The sequence below is a fragment of the Streptomyces sp. NPDC048424 genome (genome assembly GCF_040651555.1).
Lineage (GTDB): Bacteria > Actinomycetota > Actinomycetes > Streptomycetales > Streptomycetaceae > Streptomyces.
Map to the genome: position 1 here is coordinate 36,748 of NZ_JBEZKE010000042.1, position 16,819 is coordinate 53,566.

At 72.3% G+C, this 16,819-nt stretch carries 18 protein-coding genes; 15 read left to right on the top strand and 3 right to left on the bottom strand.

Annotated features, from left to right (window positions below):
* The first annotated feature begins 27 nt into the window (after nucleotides 1-27).
* Both AB0D29_RS35220 and thiD read left to right on the top strand, forming a co-directional pair.
* Nucleotides 28-1,011, top strand: coding sequence for a thiamine-phosphate kinase (locus tag AB0D29_RS35220; protein ID WP_362859875.1), 984 nt, complete (start codon nucleotides 28-30; stop codon nucleotides 1,009-1,011).
* Entirely contained in the window at nucleotides 1,008-1,808 is an 801-nt protein-coding gene (thiD, locus tag AB0D29_RS35225) for a bifunctional hydroxymethylpyrimidine kinase/phosphomethylpyrimidine kinase (RefSeq protein WP_362808928.1), read from the top strand. The genes AB0D29_RS35220 and thiD overlap by 4 nt, the downstream gene beginning before the upstream one ends.
* Nucleotides 1,809-1,896: 88 nt before the next feature.
* Here the strand turns inward: thiD and rpmB are convergent, their stop codons facing one another.
* Nucleotides 1,897-2,082 carry a 50S ribosomal protein L28 gene (gene rpmB / locus AB0D29_RS35230; protein ID WP_007266795.1) on the bottom strand — a complete coding sequence of 62 codons (186 nt, stop codon included), beginning with the start codon at nucleotides 2,080-2,082 and terminating at the stop codon, nucleotides 1,897-1,899.
* Between the two features lie 239 nt (nucleotides 2,083-2,321).
* Between rpmB and AB0D29_RS35235 the strand changes: the two genes are divergently transcribed.
* The 9 genes from AB0D29_RS35235 to mutM all read left to right on the top strand — a co-directional run bounded on the left by AB0D29_RS35235 (nucleotide 2,322) and on the right by mutM (nucleotide 11,368).
* Nucleotides 2,322-4,034 carry a DAK2 domain-containing protein gene (locus AB0D29_RS35235; RefSeq protein WP_362859877.1) on the top strand — a complete coding sequence of 571 codons (1,713 nt, stop codon included), beginning with the start codon at nucleotides 2,322-2,324 and terminating at the stop codon, nucleotides 4,032-4,034.
* 26 nt (nucleotides 4,035-4,060) lie between these two features.
* The gene (gene recG / locus AB0D29_RS35240; RefSeq protein WP_362859879.1) at nucleotides 4,061-6,256 is read left to right on the top strand and encodes an ATP-dependent DNA helicase RecG; all 2,196 of its coding nucleotides are present in this window, start codon (nucleotides 4,061-4,063) and stop codon (nucleotides 6,254-6,256) included.
* A gap of 72 nt (nucleotides 6,257-6,328) precedes the next feature.
* Nucleotides 6,329-6,907, top strand: coding sequence for a 16S rRNA (guanine(966)-N(2))-methyltransferase RsmD (gene rsmD / locus AB0D29_RS35245; protein ID WP_362859880.1), 579 nt, complete (start codon nucleotides 6,329-6,331; stop codon nucleotides 6,905-6,907).
* 14 nt (nucleotides 6,908-6,921) lie between these two features.
* Entirely contained in the window at nucleotides 6,922-7,401 is a 480-nt protein-coding gene (gene coaD / locus AB0D29_RS35250) for a pantetheine-phosphate adenylyltransferase (protein WP_053177523.1), read from the top strand.
* Between the two features lie 103 nt (nucleotides 7,402-7,504).
* The gene (locus AB0D29_RS35255; protein WP_362859882.1) at nucleotides 7,505-8,536 is read left to right on the top strand and encodes an ATP synthase F0 subunit B; all 1,032 of its coding nucleotides are present in this window, start codon (nucleotides 7,505-7,507) and stop codon (nucleotides 8,534-8,536) included.
* 122 nt (nucleotides 8,537-8,658) lie between these two features.
* The gene (locus AB0D29_RS35260; RefSeq protein WP_351287722.1) at nucleotides 8,659-9,327 is read left to right on the top strand and encodes a DUF177 domain-containing protein; all 669 of its coding nucleotides are present in this window, start codon (nucleotides 8,659-8,661) and stop codon (nucleotides 9,325-9,327) included.
* Nucleotides 9,328-9,329: 2 nt separating this feature from the next.
* Complete coding sequence (rpmF, locus tag AB0D29_RS35265) at nucleotides 9,330-9,503, top strand: 50S ribosomal protein L32 (RefSeq protein WP_003965982.1); 174 nt, start codon at nucleotides 9,330-9,332, stop codon at nucleotides 9,501-9,503.
* A 19-nt stretch (nucleotides 9,504-9,522) separates the two neighbouring features.
* On the top strand, nucleotides 9,523-10,368 hold the full coding sequence (gene rnc / locus AB0D29_RS35270; protein WP_362859884.1) for a ribonuclease III: 846 nt from the start codon (nucleotides 9,523-9,525) through the stop codon (nucleotides 10,366-10,368).
* 115 nt (nucleotides 10,369-10,483) lie between these two features.
* The gene (gene mutM, locus AB0D29_RS35275; protein ID WP_362859885.1) at nucleotides 10,484-11,368 is read left to right on the top strand and encodes a bifunctional DNA-formamidopyrimidine glycosylase/DNA-(apurinic or apyrimidinic site) lyase; all 885 of its coding nucleotides are present in this window, start codon (nucleotides 10,484-10,486) and stop codon (nucleotides 11,366-11,368) included.
* Here mutM and AB0D29_RS35280 read toward each other — a convergent pair.
* On the bottom strand, nucleotides 11,341-11,745 hold the full coding sequence (locus AB0D29_RS35280) for a helix-turn-helix domain-containing protein (RefSeq protein ID WP_362859886.1): 405 nt from the start codon (nucleotides 11,743-11,745) through the stop codon (nucleotides 11,341-11,343). The genes mutM and AB0D29_RS35280 overlap by 28 nt on opposite strands.
* Nucleotides 11,746-11,884: 139 nt before the next feature.
* Here AB0D29_RS35280 and AB0D29_RS35285 point away from each other — a divergent pair, with 139 nt between their 5' ends.
* Nucleotides 11,885-12,496, top strand: a complete 612-nt coding sequence (locus AB0D29_RS35285; protein ID WP_362859888.1) for a flavodoxin family protein — start codon at nucleotides 11,885-11,887, stop codon at nucleotides 12,494-12,496.
* Between the two features lie 5 nt (nucleotides 12,497-12,501).
* Here the strand turns inward: AB0D29_RS35285 and AB0D29_RS35290 are convergent, their stop codons facing one another.
* Nucleotides 12,502-13,425, bottom strand: a complete 924-nt coding sequence (locus AB0D29_RS35290; protein ID WP_362859890.1) for a CAP domain-containing protein — start codon at nucleotides 13,423-13,425, stop codon at nucleotides 12,502-12,504.
* A 137-nt stretch (nucleotides 13,426-13,562) separates the two neighbouring features.
* On the opposite strand from AB0D29_RS35290, the gene AB0D29_RS35295 reads away from it, so the two are divergent.
* The 3 genes from AB0D29_RS35295 to AB0D29_RS35305 all read left to right on the top strand — a co-directional run.
* A complete protein-coding gene (locus AB0D29_RS35295) occupies nucleotides 13,563-13,844 on the top strand; it encodes an acylphosphatase (protein WP_030708499.1) in 282 nt (93 codons plus the stop codon).
* A 348-nt stretch (nucleotides 13,845-14,192) separates the two neighbouring features.
* Nucleotides 14,193-14,411 (top strand): hypothetical protein, encoded by a 219-nt coding sequence (locus tag AB0D29_RS35300; protein WP_030708500.1) that lies wholly within the window; start codon nucleotides 14,193-14,195, stop codon nucleotides 14,409-14,411.
* 246 nt (nucleotides 14,412-14,657) lie between these two features.
* A partial coding sequence (locus AB0D29_RS35305) for an AAA family ATPase (protein WP_362859891.1) occupies nucleotides 14,658-16,819 on the top strand: 2,162 nt, incomplete at its 3' end.

Genomic DNA, 16,819 nt, shown 5'->3' on the forward strand with positions numbered 1-16,819 from the left:
GCGGACTGGCCAAGAAGGGGCACAGCGATGAAGGGCACTGTGGGCGAGCTGGGGGAGTTCGGGCTGATCAGGGAGCTCACCTCACGGCTCACCACCACCCCGGCGGTCCGGCTCGGACCGGGCGACGACGCCGCGGTGGTGTCGGCCCCCGACCGGAGGGTCGTGGCGAGCACCGACATCCTCCTCGAAGGCCGGCACTTCCGGCGCGACTGGTCCACGGCCTACGACGTCGGCCGCAAGGCCGCCGCGCAGAACCTCGCCGACATCGCCGCCATGGGCGCGGTGCCGACCGCGCTGCTGCTCGGCCTCGTGGTCCCCGCCGAACTCCCGGTCACCTGGCCCACCGAGCTGATGGACGGCATCCGCGACGAGTGCCAGGTCGCCGGCGCGGCCGTGGTCGGCGGGGACGTGGTCCGCGGCGACGTCATCACCGTCGCCATCACCGCCCTCGGCGACCTGCGCAACCACGAGCCCGTGCTGCGCTCCGGCGCCCAGCCCGGCGACGTGGTGGCCGTCACCGGCTGGCTGGGCTGGTCCGCCGCCGGCTTCGCCGTGCTCTCGCGCGGCTTCCGCTCCCCGCGGGCGTTCGTGGAGGCGCACCGGCGCCCCGAACCGCCGTACCACGCCGGCCCCGCGGCCGCCGGGCTCGGCGCCACCGCCATGACCGACGTCAGCGACGGCCTGATCGCCGACCTCGGGCACATCGCCGAGGCCAGCAAGGTACGGATCGACCTGCACTCGGGGGCCGTCGACATCCCGACCCAGATGCACGACATCGGGCAGGCCGTCGGCGTGGACCCGCTGCAGTGGGTGCTCACCGGGGGAGAGGACCACGCGATCGTGGCGACCTTCCCGCCCGACGTGAAGCTCCCCGCCCGCTGGAAGGTCATCGGCGAGGTGCTGAACCGCTCCGCGCTGCCCCAGGTGACCGTCGACGGCGCACCCTGGACCAGCACCGGCGGCTGGGACCACTTCGGGGCCGACCCGGCCGCCCAGGAGGGCACGCCGTGAGCACGGCCCCGCCGCTGTGCCTGACCGTCGCCGGATCCGACTCCGGCGGCGGCGCGGGCATCCAGGCCGACCTCAAGACGATGCTCGCACTCGGCGTGCACGGCATGAGCGTCGTGACGGCCGTGACGGCGCAGAACTCGCTCGGGGTACGGGGAGCCTGGGAGCTGCCCGCCGAGGCCGTCACGGCCCAGTACCGGGCCGTCGTGGACGACATCGGCGTCCAGGCCGTGAAGACCGGGATGCTGTCCTCCGCCGTGCTGGTCGAGACGGTGGCGGCGCTGCTCGCCGACACCCCCGCCCCCGCCGTCGTGGACCCGGTGGGCGTCTCCAAGCACGGGGACGCGCTGCTCGCCGTCTCCGCGCTGGACGCCGTACGCAAGGAGCTGCTGCCGCGGGCCACCGTGGCCACGCCCAACCTGGACGAGGTGGCACAGCTCACGGGCGTGCGGGTGGAGACCGAGGAGGACATGCGGCGGGCCGCCGACGCGATCCTCGGCTTCGGGCCGCGGTGGGCGCTGATCAAGGGCGGACACCTCGCGGCGCACGGCGACGAGGCGGTGGACCTGCTCACCGACGGCACCGAGGAGCGGTGGCTGCGCGCCCCCCGCCACGACAACCGGCACACCCACGGCACGGGCTGCACCCTCGCCAGCGCCATCGCGGCGGGCCTGGCCAAGGGCCTGGCCGTCCCGGAAGCGGTCACGGCCGCCAAGGAGTACGTCACGGGCGCCATCGCCGCCGGCTTCGCGCTCGGCGGGGGCATCGGCCCGGTGGATCACGCCTGGCGGTGGCGCTGAGCCCCGCCGGACAAGGCAAAAGGCCGGTTCACCAGAGGTGAACCGGCCTTTTTGGCAACCGGAAAGGGCTGCGCTACGACGGGAGGCGTCAGCGCGAGACCTTGCCGGCCTTGATGCACGAGGTGCAGGCGTTGAGGCGCTTCGGCGTCCCATTGACCACGGCACGGACGCGCTGGATGTTCGGGTTCCAGCGACGCGAGGTGCGGCGGTGCGAGTGGGAGATGTTGTTGCCGAAGCTCGGCCCCTTGGCGCAAACGTCGCAGTTGGCAGCCACAGGTCACTCCAAGACTTCAGATGCAATTACAGTGAAACCGGCGCACCGGATTCAGAGATCTGAAGTGGTTTGCCGGGGAATGGCCCGACTCTCATCGGGCAACCGGAGCAGCATACAACGACTGCGTCCGTCCAAGAAAACTACCATGACCGCCGCTGCCCCTGCCCCGCGGTCCGGACGTCCGGGCAGACCTTGGCTACCCTGCGGTGAACCCTGGCCCGCACAAGGAGGAACGCCCGGTGCCGCACGAGCCGCAGTCGCAGTCCCCCGACGAGCTCGACGCCGAAGCGGTCCGCACCTGGAGCTCGCTGGCCCTGGCGGCACTGGGCCGGGCCCGCGAGGACATCGACGCGATCAACGTCTACCCGGTCGCCGACGCGGACACCGGAACCAACCTCTACCTCACCGCCGAATCAGCCGACCGCGCGCTGGACGACGCCTTCACGAAGGTGACCGAGGGCACAGCGCCCGCCTCCCTGGCCCACGCCGTACGGGCCTGGGCGCACGGCGCGCTCGTCGGGGCCCGGGGGAACTCCGGGACGATCCTGGCGCAGCTGCTGCGCGGAGTGGCCGACGTACTCGGCGAGGAGCGCGAGGCGGCCGCGGCCGCGGAGACCGGGGCCCCGGAGACCGGCTCCGGGACGGCCGGGCCCGGGGGGCGCGGCTCCGGTGCGCTGCTGGCGCAGGCGTTGACCCGGGCCGCCGAGGAGGCGTACGCCGCCGTCTCGCACCCGGTGGAGGGCACCATGCTCACCGTCGCCGGAGCCGCCGCCCGGGCCGGCGAGGCCGCCGGAGCCGCCGCAGGGACCGCCGCCGACGTGGCCCGCGCCGCCTACGACGGGGCCCGCGCCGCCCTGGCCGAGACCCCCGGGCAGCTCGCCGCACTCGGCCGGGCCGGGGTGGTCGACGCCGGGGGCTGCGGGCTGGTCGCCGTACTCGGGGCCCTGTGGCAGACGCTGTCCGGGCAGGAACCGGCCGCCGAACCCGTACGCGGCCGGGCGGTGCCCGTGCCGCAGCTCGCGGACCCCTGCGCGCAGGAGGAGGAGGGGCCCGCGTACGAGGTGATCTACCTGCTGGAGGCTTCCGAGGCGGCGGTCGGTGAACTGCGCGAACGGCTCGACGGGCTCGGCGACTCCCTGGTCGTCGTCGGCGGCGACGGGCTGTGGAACGTCCACGTGCACGTCGACGACCCCGGCGCGGCCGTGGAGGCCGGAGTCGTCGCCGGCCGGCCGTACCGGATACGGATCACGCACTTCGGGGACGAGCGGCGCCGGGGGCGCGGCGAGCGCGCCCAGCGGGCCGTGGTCGCCGTGGTCCCCGGCGAGGGACTGGCCGGGCTGTGCGGGGAGGCGGGAGCCACCGCCGTGCTCGTGCGCTCCGGAGAGGTTCCGGCCGCCCCCGAGCTGCTCGACGCCATCCGCCGCGCCCACGCCCGCGAGGTGGTCCTGCTGCCGGGCGGCGCCGAGCTGCGCGCCGCCGCGGCCGCCGCGGCCGAACAGGCCCGCGCCGAAGGGGTGCGGGTGGCCGTGATCCCCACCCGCTCCGCGGTGCAGGGGCTGGCCGCCCTCGCCGTGCACGACCCGGACGGCAGCTTCGACGAGGACGTGGTCGCCATGACCGCGGCGGCCGGCGCCACCCGGTACGGGGAACTCGCCGTCGCCGAACGGCAGTCCTTCACCTCCGCCGGCATCTGCCAGGCCGGCGACGTGCTCGGCCTCATCGACGGGGACGTCGCCGTGATCGGCTCGGACCTGGCCGAGACCGCCGAGGCGGTCCTGGAACGGATGCTCGGCTCCGGCGGCGAACTCGTGACCCTGGTCCTCGGTCCCGAGGTGGCGGACGCGCTCGCCGAGCGCCTGGAGGCGTACGTCCAGCACGGCCACCTGGCCGTGGACACCGTGACCTACCGGGGCGGCCGGTACTCGGCGCCGCTCCTCATCGGGGTGGAATAGCGGGCTTGTCAGCGCCATGGTGTGCAATGGAACACGTGCCCGCGCTCGACGAAGACCTCAAGAAGACGCTCGGACCCGCCACCGCCAAGGTGCTGGCCGAGCAGCTCGGCCTGCACACGGCCCTGGACCTGCTCCACCACTACCCGCGGCGGTACGCCGAGCGCGGCGAGCTGACCTCGCTGGCCGAGCTCGCCGACCAGATCGACGAGCACGTGACCGTCGTCGCGCAGGTCGCCGACGCCCGGATCCTGACCTTCAACGGGGGCCGCGGCAAACGCCTGGAGGTGACCATCACCGACGGCAGCGGCCGCCTCCAGCTGGTCTTCTTCGGCGCCGGCGTGCACAAGCCGCACAAGGACCTGCTGCCCGGCAGCCGCGCGATGTTCGCCGGCAAGGTCTCCAAGTTCAACCACAAGCTCCAGCTCGCCCACCCCGCCTACGAGCCGCTCGGCGCGGACGCCTCCGACCGCGACGCCGCCACCGCCTTCGCGAGCCAGCTCATCCCGATCTACCCGGCCTGCGCGAAGCTGGAGTCCTGGAAGATCGCCAAATGCGTGGACGCGGTGCTGCCCAGCGCCCAGGAGGCCGTGGACCCGCTGCCGCCCGCCCTGCGCGAGGGCCGCGGGCTGGTCCCGCTCACCGAGGCCCTGCTGAAGATCCACCGCCCGGCCACCAAGGCCGACATCGAGGACGCACGCCAACGCCTCAAGTGGGACGAGGCCTTCGTCCTCCAGGTCGCCCTGGCCCGCCGCCGGCACGCCGACTCCCAGCTCCCGGCCGTCCCCCGCCGCCCCGCCCCCGGCGGCCTCCTCGACTCCTTCGACGCGAAGCTCCCGTTCACCCTCACCGACGGCCAGCGCACCGTCTCGAAGGAGATCTTCGACGACCTGGCCACCAGCCACCCCATGCACCGCCTCCTCCAGGGCGAGGTCGGAAGTGGGAAGACGATGGTGGCGCTGCGGGCCATGCTCGCCGTGGTGGATTGCGGGGGGCAGGCGGCGATGCTCGCGCCCACCGAGGTGCTCGCGCAGCAGCACCACCGGTCCATCGTCGAGATGATGGGCGAGCTCGCCGAGGGGGGCATGCTCGGCGGCTCCGACCAGGGCACCAAGGTGGTGCTCCTCACCGGGTCGATGGGGATGCCCGCGCGCCGGCAGGCCCTGCTGGACCTGGTCACCGGCGAGGCCGGGATCGTGATCGGCACGCACGCGCTGATCGAGGACAAGGTGCAGTTCCACGACCTCGGGCTGGTGGTCGTGGACGAACAGCACCGCTTCGGCGTCGAGCAGCGCGACGCCCTCAGGTCCAAGGGGAAGCAGCCCCCGCACCTGCTGGTGATGACCGCGACCCCGATCCCGCGCACCGTCGCCATGACCGTCTTCGGCGACCTGGAGACCTCCGTCCTCGACCAGCTGCCGGCCGGCCGCTCGCCGATCGCCACCCACGTGGTGCCCGCCAAGGACAAGCCGCACTTCCTCGCCCGGGCCTGGGAACGGGTCCGCGAGGAAGTGGAGAACGGCCACCAGGCGTACGTGGTGTGTCCGCGCATCGGCGACGGCGAGGACGAGCCCAAGAAGAAGAAGGCGGCCGAGGAGGACGGGGACAAGCGGCCCCCGCTGGCGGTCCTGGAGATCGCCGAGCAGCTCTCCCGCGGCCCGCTCGCCGGGATCGGCGTCGAGGTGCTGCACGGCCGGATGGACCCGGCCGACAAGGACGACGTCATGCGCCGCTTCGCCGCGGGCGAGGTCAAGGTGCTCGTCGCCACCACCGTCATCGAGGTCGGGGTGAACGTCCCGAACTCCACCGTCATGGTGATCATGGACGCGGACCGGTTCGGCGTCTCCCAGCTCCACCAGCTGCGCGGCCGCGTCGGCCGCGGCTCCGCGCCCGGCCTGTGCCTGCTGGTCAGCGAGATGCACGAGGCCAGCCCCGCCCGGGCCCGGCTGGCCGCCGTCGCCGCCACCCTCGACGGCTTCGAGCTCTCCCGCATCGACCTGGAGCAGCGCCGGGAGGGCGACGTGCTGGGCCAGGCCCAGTCGGGCGTCCGCTCCTCGCTGCGCATGCTCGCCGTCATCGAGGACGAGGAGGTCATCGCCCAGGCCCGCGAGGAGGCCACCCGCGTCGTCGCCGAAGACCCCGCGCTGGAGCGGCTGCCGGGGCTGCGGACCGCGCTGGACGCCCTGCTCGACACCGAGCGCGAGCAGTACCTGGAGAAGGGCTGAGCGGCACGACCTATCGTTGGAGTGCCGCGGCAGCCCCGCGGCGCCCCCTACCGCCGTACCGAAGGACCCCAGATGACCCGCGTGATCGCCGGCAGCGCCGGCGGGCGACGGCTGGCCGTGCCCCCCGGCACCGGCACCCGCCCGACCTCGGACCGGATGCGCGAAGGCCTCTTCTCCACCTGGGAGTCGCTGCACGGCGTCGAGGGGGCCCGGGTGCTCGACCTGTACGGCGGCTCCGGCGCCGTCGGCCTGGAATCGCTCTCCCGCGGCGCGGCCCACACCCTGCTCGTCGAGGCCGATGCCAAGGCCGCCAAGGCGATCCGGGACAACATCAGGACGCTCGGCCTGCCCGGCGCGGAGTTCCGCCCGGGCAAGGCGGAGCAGATCGTGGCGGCCAGGGCCGCCGGGGACCCGTACGACATCGTCTTCCTGGACCCGCCGTACGCCGTGGACAGCGCCGACCTGCGGGAGATCCTCCTCACACTCCGGTCCAATGGCTGGATCACCGGCGATGCGCTCGTCACCGTGGAGCGCAGCACCAGGAGCGGCGCCTTCCCGTGGCCCGACGGCTTCGAGCCGCTCCGGTCGCGCAAGTACGGCGAGGGCACCCTGTGGTACGGCCGCGCCGCCTTCACCAGCGAAGACTCATGAACGAGGGAGTTCAGTTGCGCCGCGCCGTCTGTCCGGGGTCCTTCGATCCCATCCACAACGGACACCTCGACATCATCGGACGCGCCTCCAGGCTCTACGACGTCGTGCACGTCGCCGTGATGATCAACAAGTCGAAGCAGAGCCTGTTCACCGTCGAGGAGCGGATCGAGCTGATCCGCGAGGCGACCGCCGACTACGGCAACATCCAGGTCGAGTCCTTCCACGGCCTGCTCGTCGACTTCTGCAAGCAGCGCGACATCCCGGCCATCGTCAAGGGCCTGCGCGCGGTCAGCGACTTCGACTACGAGCTCCAGATGGCGCAGATGAACATGGGCCTGTCGGGCGTCGAGACGCTCTTCGTCCCGACCATCCCCACCTACAGCTTCCTTTCCTCCTCGCTGGTCAAGGAGGTCGCGGCCTGGGGCGGAGACGTCGCCCACCTGCTGCCGGCGCACGTGCACGCGGCCCTCCTGGAGCGGCTGCGCAACCGCTGACCGCCTGACGGGCCGTCAGGCAGTGTCGGGGGCCCGCCCGGTGGCCTTACAGTCGTCCCGTCCGTCTCAGGAACCGCCCGAGGCCGAGAGAGTGCGAGCCCCCATGGACGTGCAGAAGAAGCTCGACGAGATCGTCGCGGCCGTCGGCGGCGCCCGGTCCATGCCCATGTCGGCCTCCTGCGTGATCAACCGCGCCGAGCTGCTCGCCCAGCTCGAAGAGGTGCGCCAGGCGCTCCCCGGCTCGCTCGCGCAGGCTCAGGAGCTCATCGGCGGGCGGGAGCAGATGGTCGAGGAGGCCCGCCGGGAGGCGGAGCGGATCATCGACGCGGCCCACAACCAGCGCGGCTCGCTGATCTCCGACACCGAGATCGCGCGGCGCTCCCAGGCCGAGGCGGACCGGATCCTCGACGAGGCCCGCCGGGAGGCCGAAGAGATCCGGGCCGAGGCCGACGACTACGTCGACAGCAAGCTCGCCAACTTCGAGGTCGTGCTGACCAAGACCATCGGTTCGGTGGACCGGGGCCGGGAGAAGCTGCTGGGCCGCGGCCCGGGCCTGGACGAGCACGGCTACCCGGACGCGGAGGCGCCCGAGCGCAGCCACGATCCCGAGACGCAGCGGCAGCAGGCGGACGCGTACGTGGACACCAAGCTGGCGACCTTCGAGGCGGTGCTGTCCAAGACCCTGGAGGCCGTGGGCCGCGGTCGCCAGAAGCTGCTGGGCCGGGTCCCGTCGGACGACCTGGGCGTGCACATGGCCGCCCAGGACGCGGCGGGCGGCCAGTCCTCGCGCTCCGCGAGCGACTCGGACTTCCTGGCGGGCCTGGCGGAGCCGGAGCCGCTGCACGTGCAGGCGCCGATCCCGGCCCAGGCCGAGCCCGTGTACGACTCGTACTCCTACCAGCAGCCCGCCGCCCAGCAGCAGGACGCGTACTCCTACCAGGATCCGTACGGCGGCTACCAGCAGCAGCCCGACCCGTACGCGGCCTACCAGCAGCAGCAGCCGGACCCCTACGCCGCGCACTACGACGCGCAGCAGCCGCAGCCGCAGCAGCAGCCCTCGCTCGACGAGACCAGCCTCTTCGACACGAGCATGATCAACCTGGACCAGCTGCGCCAGTACGAACAGGGGCGCTAGCACCGGATTGGGCGCTGGGCGCCTCGCCGGGTATCCTGGCTCTTCGGTCGCGCGTATGCACCGCGATCCGTGCTGCCCTTACGTGTGGCATACATGCAGCATTCTTTGATCTTCAGCGATCTGTGAAAGCAGGAACGGCCCTGAATACCCGCCTCGACCACCGCAACCCCCTCGTGTTCGACACGCACGAGCTGGGCCGGCGTCCTGGTGCCATGCAGCGGCTGTCCCGTGAGATCGCGGCACCGGCGGACCTCGGTCTCGCCGGCGTCATCTGGGTGCCGGAAGGCAGCCCGCTGAAGCTCAAGCTCCGCCTGGAGTCGGTCATGGAAGGGGTGCTTGTCACAGGCACCGCCCGTGCATCGGCCGTGGGGGAGTGCGTAAGGTGTCTGGAGTCCGTCGAGCGCGAGCTCAAGGCGGACTTCCAGGAGATGTTCTCGTACCCTGACGCCGACGACCGGAGCCGCTCCAAGGCGGAACCGGCCGACGACGCCGAGGACGACGAGGACACGCTCTTCCTCGAGGACGGTTTGTTCGACCTCGAACCCGTGCTGCGCGACGTGGTGGTGCTCGCACTGCCGCTGCAGCCGGTGTGCCGGGAGGACTGTCTCGGACTGTGCCCCGATTGCGGGCTCAGCCTGAACGACGACCCGGACCACCACCATGACGCCGTCGACATCCGTTGGGCGGCATTGCAAGGACTCGTCGTGACCGATCAGGACGACGAGAAGGACAACATGAGCGGCACTGCCTCTGACGGAGTTCAGGGCGCCGCCGAGAAGCAGGAGAAGTAGCCGTGGCTGTTCCGAAGCGGAAGATGTCGCGCAGCAACACGCGCCACCGCCGGTCGCAGTGGAAGGCTGCGGTCCCCACCCTGGTTTCGTGCGAGCGTTGCCAGGAGCCGAAGCTCCAGCACATTGCGTGCCCGAGCTGCGGCACCTACAACAAGCGCCAGGTCCTCGAGGTCTGAGCGGCTGGTGAGAGGCGCAATGTCTGAGCTGTCCAACGCTGAGAAGCAGGCAGACAGTAACAACGCGGCCTCGTCCCACACGCTTCTGGAAGGGCGGCTCGGGTATCAACTCGAGTCCGCCCTTCTGGTGCGTGCACTGACCCACCGCTCGTACGCGTACGAGAACGGCGGTCTGCCCACCAACGAACGCCTGGAGTTCCTCGGGGACTCCGTGCTGGGCCTGGTGGTCACGGACACGCTGTACACGACCCACCCCGATCTCCCCGAAGGCCAGCTGGCCAAGCTTCGGGCCGCGGTGGTCAACTCGCGCGCACTGGCGGAGGTCGGGCGCGGCCTCGAACTCGGCTCCTTCATCCGGCTCGGCCGGGGCGAAGAGGGCACGGGCGGCCGGGACAAGGCCTCCATCCTCGCCGACACCCTTGAAGCGGTGATCGGCGCGGTCTACCTCGACCAGGGCCTCGACGCGGCCTCGGAGCTGGTTCACCGGCTCTTCGACCCGCTCATCGAGAAGTCCTCGAACCTCGGGGCCGGCCTGGACTGGAAGACCAGTCTCCAGGAGCTCACGGCGGCCGAAGGTCTTGGCGTACCGGAATATCTGGTCACCGAGACCGGTCCGGACCACGAGAAGACCTTTACTGCTGCCGCTCGCGTCGGTGGTGTCTCGTACGGCACCGGCACCGGCCGCAGCAAGAAGGAAGCGGAACAGCAAGCCGCGGAGTCCGCCTGGCGCGGCATCCGCACCGCGGCGGACGAGCGGATCGCGGCGGCTGCCGCGGCCGCCGCCGCTCCGGCCGAGGTCACGGCTCCGGCCGTGGCCGAGGACGGCGGGGCGGCGACGCCCGCCGATCCGGCGCCGGACGCCTGACCCTTCCTTCCGGAAGTGCCCGCCCGCCCCTGCCTCGCAGGGGCGGGCGATTCCGTTTACAGGGGGCCGGTACGCTCGCCGGGAGCGTCCAGATCCGCGTCCCCGGAGGTGCACCGTGCCCGAGCTGCCCGAAGTCGAAGTCGTGCGGCGGGGGCTGGAGCGCTGGGTGGCCGGGCGGACGATCGAGGCCGTCGAGGTCCTGCACCCGCGGGCCGTACGCCGCCACCCGGGCGGCGGGGCCGACTTCGCGGAGCGGCTGCGCGGGGAGACCGTCGGAGTGCCGCAGCGGCGCGGCAAGTACCTGTGGCTGCCGCTGGAGGGGCGGGACCTGTCCGTGCTCGGGCACCTCGGGATGAGCGGGCAGCTGCTGGTGCAGCCGCAGGACGCCCCCGACGAGAAGCACCTGCGGATCCGCGTGCGGTTCACCGATGCCGACAGCGGCTTGGCCGCGGGCGCCGCCGGGACGGAGCTGCGCTTCGTGGACCAGCGGACCTTCGGCGGGCTCTCGCTGCACGACAACACGGCCGACGGGCTGCCGGACGTCATCGCGCACATCGCCCGGGACCCGCTCGACCCGCTCTTCGACGAGGGGGCGTACCACCTCGCGCTGCGCGCCAAGCGGACCACCGTCAAGCGGGCGCTGCTGGACCAGTCCCTGATCAGCGGGGTCGGCAACATCTACGCCGACGAGGCGCTGTGGCGCGCCAGGCTGCACTACGAGCGCCCCACCGCCAACCTCACGCGCCCCCGGAGCGCCGAACTCCTCGGCCACGTCCGGGACGTCATGAACGCCGCCCTCGCGGTCGGCGGCACCAGCTTCGACAGCCTGTACGTCAACGTCAACGGCGAGTCGGGCTACTTCGACCGCTCGCTCGACGCCTACGGGCGCGAGGACGAGCCGTGCCGGCGCTGCGGCACCCCGATGCGCCGCCGTCCGTGGATGAACAGGTCGAGCTACTTCTGCCCGCGCTGTCAGCGGCCGCCGCGCGTGGCGTCGTAGGAGGTCCGGGCGGTGAGCACCGCCGGCATGTTGCCCTCCAGGCAGTGGATGAGCGAGAGCAGCCGGTCCGCGACCTCGATGCCGAGCGGGGTCAGCTCGTAGTCGACGCGCGGTGGGTTCGTCGGCTGGGCCTCGCGGTGCACTATGCCGTCGCGCTCCAGTGCGTGGAGGGTCTGCGAGAGCATCTTCTCGCTGACGCCCTCCACCCGGCGGCGCAGTTCGTTGAAGCGGCACGGGCCTTCGCGCAGGGCGCCCACGGTGAGGCTGCCCCAGCGGCCGGTGACGTGTTCCAGGGTCTCGCGGGACGGGCAGGCACGCGCGAAGACGTCGAACGGTTGCTCGGTCTCCGCGGCTTCGTTTCGGACAGGGGTCTCCATAGGAAGAGCGTACTCCTCTACAGCGCTAACCATGGGGTTGCGCTTTCCAAAAGTTAGTGCTTCTCTTGGTGTCGTCACAGTCCTGCTCCCACCGCACCACGCCCTGTGCGGCGGAGGGAGTTATCCGAGGGAGAGCACCTTGTCCGGTATCGCGCACACCCCCGTCGTCTCGATCGCCTACCACTCCGGCTACGGCCACACCGCCGTGATCGCCGAGGCGGTCCGCAGCGGCGCCGCCGACGCCGGCGCGACCGTCCACCTGATCAAGGTCGACGAGATCGACGACGCGCAGTGGGAGCTGCTCGACGCGTCCGACGCGATCGTCTTCGGCTCCCCGACCTACATGGGCACCGCCTCCGGCGCCTTCCACGTGTTCGCGGAGGCCACCTCGAAGCGCTGGTTCGGTGACGTCTGGCAGAACAAGGTCGCCGCCGGCTTCACGAACTCCGCGTCCAAGAGCGGCGACAAGCTGCACACCCTGCAGTTCTTCCAGATCCTCGCCGCCCAGCACGGCATGAGCTGGGTCAACCTGGGCCTGAAGCCGGGCTGGAACAGCAGCACCGCCTCCGAGAACGACCTCAACCGCCTCGGCGTCTTCGCCGGCGCCGCCGCCCAGAGCAACTCCGACGAGGGTGCGGACGCCGTCCACAAGGCCGACATCGCGACCGCCGAGCACCTGGGCCGCCGCGTCGCCGAGCAGACCCGCATCGTGATCGCGGGCCGCGCGGCGCTGGCCGCCGTCAGCGCCTGAGCCTTCTAGAAGCCGAAGTCCTGGGTCCACCAGGGGCCGCCGTCGGCGACGTGGACGCCGACACCGAGGGTGCGGAACTCGCAGTTGAGGATGTTCGCCTTGTGGCCCGGGCTGTTCATCCAGGCGTTCATGACCGCCTGGGCGTCACCCTGGCCGCGGGCGATGTTCTCGCCGCCGAGTCCGGAGAGGCCCGCCTTGGCGGCGCGGTCCCACGGGGTGTTCCCGTCGGGGTCGTCGTGGCTGAAGAAGCCCCGGGTGGCCATGTCCTTGCTGAAGGCTCCGGCCAGCGCCGCGAGCGGCGGATTGGCCCGGACCGGACCGCACCCGGCCATCGCGCGCTCCTGGTTCACCAGGGCGACCACGGCGTCCTCCTCGGCCGAGTGACCGTCCAGGTCCGGCGGGGTCGCGGTGGCGGTCGGCTTCGAGGGCTCCGGGGCCGGCTTCGAAGGTGCCGGAACCGGCTTCTTCTGCGGGGCCTTGGTGGGGGGCGCGGGCTTGGCCGAGGGCGGGGCGCTCGGCGGGGCGGGCTCGGCGACGCTCGGCGAGGCCGAGGCCGAGGCCGACGGGGAGGCCGGAGCGGAAGCCGAGGGGGACGGTGAGGCGGACGGGGAAGACGAGGCCGACGGGCTCTTGGGCGGTGTGCCGGAGGCGGTGCCCGTCCCGGCGCGACCGGACAGGCTGGCGAGGCCGCCCTGCTGCTCGGCGGCGTCCGGAGTGGGCGAGGCCTTGGCCTTCGCTTCCGGGGTGCCCTCGGCACCCGTACCGCTGACGCCCACATAGGGGAACGAAGCACCGACCGGCACCATGCCGGTGGTGACGGCCGCCGTGCCGAGGGCCACGGCCACCGAGACACCCAGCAGGCTGGTGCGCAGGACGGTGCCGCGCTTGCCGCCGCTGCGCGGCGCGGCGTTGAGTCGGTGGCGTCCCATCGCTGTCGTGCCCTTCCTTGCCGGATCAAGATCATCCCTTACTCACCCAAATGGGTGAGTTCGTTGCTGCGCGACTGTACGGCATGGGGCCAGGGGGCGATGTGTCCGGAAAGTGATCGCCCGGTTAGCGTTCACGCATGAACGAAGATGTCCGTCTGACCGCCTGGGTGCGCGGCCGTGTGCAGGGAGTGGGCTTCCGTTGGTTCACCAGGGAGAACGCCTTGGAGATCGGCGGCGTCGTCGGCTTCGCGCTCAACCTCGACGACGGGCGAGTACAGGTGGTCGCCGAAGGTCAACGTGAGAATTGCCACCGGCTGCTCGACTGGCTGCGCTCCGCCGACACGCCCGGCCGGGTGGACGGAGTGACAGAGATCTGGGGCACACCGCGCGGTGGCTACGACGGATTCGGGATGCGGTGAGCGATCGACTGATCATGCACTCATCACACCTCTGATCGTCCGCACACGGTCGGAACTGCGCATTCGTCGCCGACGCGTTGCCGACGGGGGCGAACCGTGGAAGGCTCGGAGGTGAGGATGATCTCCACGCCCCCTGCCGGGGCCGGGACGCCCACCGATACGGGGTGTGATCGTGTTGACCGTCAAACTTTTTGGTGAGACGCTGGAAGCCCCGCGCACCTGAGCTGTTTGGCAGTGTTGGCAGTAGTAAGCGCAGTGACTGTCAGTCGCTGCCGGACATCCGCGGGTGCGATTCCCTCACGACCCACACCGCTTCGGTCGGTCACTCAGTGTGGAGGACCATCCATCATGGCAAAGGCGCTTCTCGGTTACGTCGGCGGTTCCGATCCGCGACTCCTCGCCGAGATGCGACGGCTTCAGCAGCGCGTCCAGGACCTCGAGTCCGAGCTCGTACGGATTCAGTCTGAAAATGACGCGCTGAACGCGGCCGCCGCTCAGCACGACGGAGACTCGCTGCTGGACCGCATCGACATCGACGTACCCCAGGCGGAGCCTGCGCTCACCTGATCCGCGCTCACTCGTCGCTCGACTCCAGCCCCGACAGATCTGCAAGGGACGCTTCGGCGTCCCTTCTTTCTTTGACCGCTCCTCCGCCCCCTTCGACTGCCCCCTTCGACCGCCCCCTTCGACCCTTCCGCCGTGCCCTCCGCGCCGCTGACCAGAGGGCCAGGTGGGGGGCGTGATGCCTTTAGCGTCAGTGGTGCCCTGCACCTTCAGGGGTGAAACCGAACGCGAAAGGTAGAGTCCGGCGGCGTGCACCTCAAGTCCCTGACCCTGCGTGGCTTCAAATCCTTCGCCTCCGCCACCACCCTGCGCTTCGAACCCGGCATCACCTGTGTCGTGGGCCCGAACGGCTCGGGCAAGTCCAATGTGGTGGACGCGCTGTCCTGGGTCATGGGGGAGCAGGGAGCCAAGTCCCTGCGCGGCGGGAAGATGGAAGACGTCATCTTCGCCGGGACCACCGGCCGGCCGCCGCTCGGGCGCGCCGAGGTGTCCCTGACGATCGACAACTCCGACGGCGCGCTGCCCATCGACTACGCCGAAGTCACCATCACCCGGATCATGTTCCGCGGCGGCAGCAGCGAGTACCAGATCAACGGTGACACCTGCCGGCTGCTGGACATCCAGGAGCTGCTCTCCGACTCCGGCATCGGCCGCGAAATGCACGTCATCGTCGGCCAGGGCCAGCTGGACTCCGTCCTGCACGCCGATCCCATGGGCCGCCGTGCCTTCATCGAGGAGGCGGCGGGCGTCCTGAAGCACCGCAAGCGCAAGGAGAAGGCGCTGCGGAAGCTCGACGCGATGCAGGCCAACCTCGCGCGCGTGCAGGACCTCAACGACGAGCTGCGCCGGCAGCTCAAACCCCTGGGACGGCAGGCCGCGGTCGCCCGGCGGGCTGCCGTGATCCAGGCGGACCTGCGTGACGCGCGGCTGCGGCTGCTCGCCGACGACCTGGTCACGCTGCGGCGGGCGCTGGACGCGGAGATCGCGGACGAGGCGGCCCTCAAGGAGCGCAAGGAGGCGGCCGAGGCCCAGCTGGCGCTCGCGCTGCGGCGCGAGGCCGAGCTGGAGGAGGCCGTACGGGAACTCGCGCCGCGGCTGCAGCGGGCGCAGCAGACCTGGTACGAGCTGTCGCAGCTCGCCGAACGGGTCCGGGGCACCACGTCCCTGGCGGACGCGCGGGTGAAGAGCGCGACGGCCCCCGTGGAGGACGAACGGCGCGGCCGCGACCCGGAGGACATGGAGCGGGAGGCCGCGCGGATCCGCGAGCAGGAGGCGGAACTGACGGCGGCTCTGGAAGCGGCCTCGCGGGCGCTGGAGGACACGGCCGAGCACCGGGCCGAGCTGGAGCGGGCGCTGGCCGAGGAGGAACGGCGACTGCGGGACGCCGCCCGGGCCATCGCCGACCGGCGCGAGGGGCTGGCCCGGCTGACGGGGCGGCTCGGCGCGGCCCGCTCCCGCGCGGGGGCGGCGCAGGCGGAGATCGACCGTCTCGTCGCGGCGCGGGACGGGGCGCAGTCCCGGGCCGCCGCCGCGCAGGCGGAGTACGAGGCGCTGGCGGAAGAGGTCGGCGGGCTCGACGAGCCGTCGGCGGACGCGGACCACGAGGCCGCGCGGGCCGAGCTGGCGGCGGCCGAGGCGGACCTGTCCGCGGCGCGCGACGCGCTGTCCGGGGCGGAACGCTCGCGGGCGGCGGTATCGGCGCGGCGGGACGCGCTGGCGATGGGGCTGCGCCGCAAGGACGGTACGGGGGCGCTGCTCGCGGCGCGGGAGAAGCTGGCGGGGCTGCTCGGGCCGGCGGCGGAGCGGCTGACGGTGACGCCGGGCTACGAAGCCGCCGTGGCCGCTGCGCTGGGCTCGGCGGCGGACGCGCTGGCCGTGTCCTCGCCGGGGGCGGCGGCCGAGGCGATCCGCCACCTCCGCGACACGGACGCGGGCCGCGCCACCCTCCTGATCACCCCTCCCGCCCCGGCCGAGTCCACGGCCGCCCCGGGTCGTCCCCTCGACCCCGCGGGTCCGTCGGCCGTGCCGGGCCAGGCCGCTGACCCTGCGGGTCTGTCAGCCGCCCCCGGGCAGGCTGCCGACCCCGAGGGTCCATCGGCCCTCCCGGGCCGGTCCCCTGACCTTGCGGGTCCGTCGGCCGTGCCGGGCCAGGCCGCCGAGCGTGCGGGTCTGTCCGGTGTTCCGGGCCGGGCGTCGGCTTCCGCCGCGGAGGCGGGCGCCCAGTTGCCCGGGCAGGCTTCGGCGGGGGGAGTCTTCCCCCACCCCGCCCCTTCCCGAGACCGGGCTCTGCCCGGACCCGCGCCTCGAACGCCGGCGGGGCTGAACCTGCACGCCGCCGAGCACGCCTCCATCGGCATGCTTCCGCTGTTCGCCACCTGCGACCGCTGGGACATCGGCGGCGTCTCCGTGCC

Bases quoted from the DNA above. Each gene is read 5' to 3' on its own strand.
- AB0D29_RS35300 (WP_030708500.1), top strand. From the start codon at position 14,193: ATGGCAAAGGCGCTTCTCGGTTACGTCGGCGGTTCCGATCCGCGACTC.
- recG (WP_362859879.1), top strand. From the start codon at position 4,061: ATGGAACACGTGCCCGCGCTCGACGAAGACCTCAAGAAGACGCTCGGA.
- AB0D29_RS35280 (WP_362859886.1), bottom strand. From the start codon at position 11,745: ATGGAGACCCCTGTCCGAAACGAAGCCGCGGAGACCGAGCAACCGTTC.
- AB0D29_RS35220 (WP_362859875.1), top strand. From the start codon at position 28: ATGAAGGGCACTGTGGGCGAGCTGGGGGAGTTCGGGCTGATCAGGGAG.
- rnc (WP_362859884.1), top strand. From the start codon at position 9,523: ATGTCTGAGCTGTCCAACGCTGAGAAGCAGGCAGACAGTAACAACGCG.
- AB0D29_RS35295 (WP_030708499.1), top strand. From the start codon at position 13,563: ATGAACGAAGATGTCCGTCTGACCGCCTGGGTGCGCGGCCGTGTGCAG.
- AB0D29_RS35255 (WP_362859882.1), top strand. From the start codon at position 7,505: ATGGACGTGCAGAAGAAGCTCGACGAGATCGTCGCGGCCGTCGGCGGC.
- rsmD (WP_362859880.1), top strand. From the start codon at position 6,329: ATGACCCGCGTGATCGCCGGCAGCGCCGGCGGGCGACGGCTGGCCGTG.
- AB0D29_RS35290 (WP_362859890.1), bottom strand. From the start codon at position 13,425: ATGGGACGCCACCGACTCAACGCCGCGCCGCGCAGCGGCGGCAAGCGC.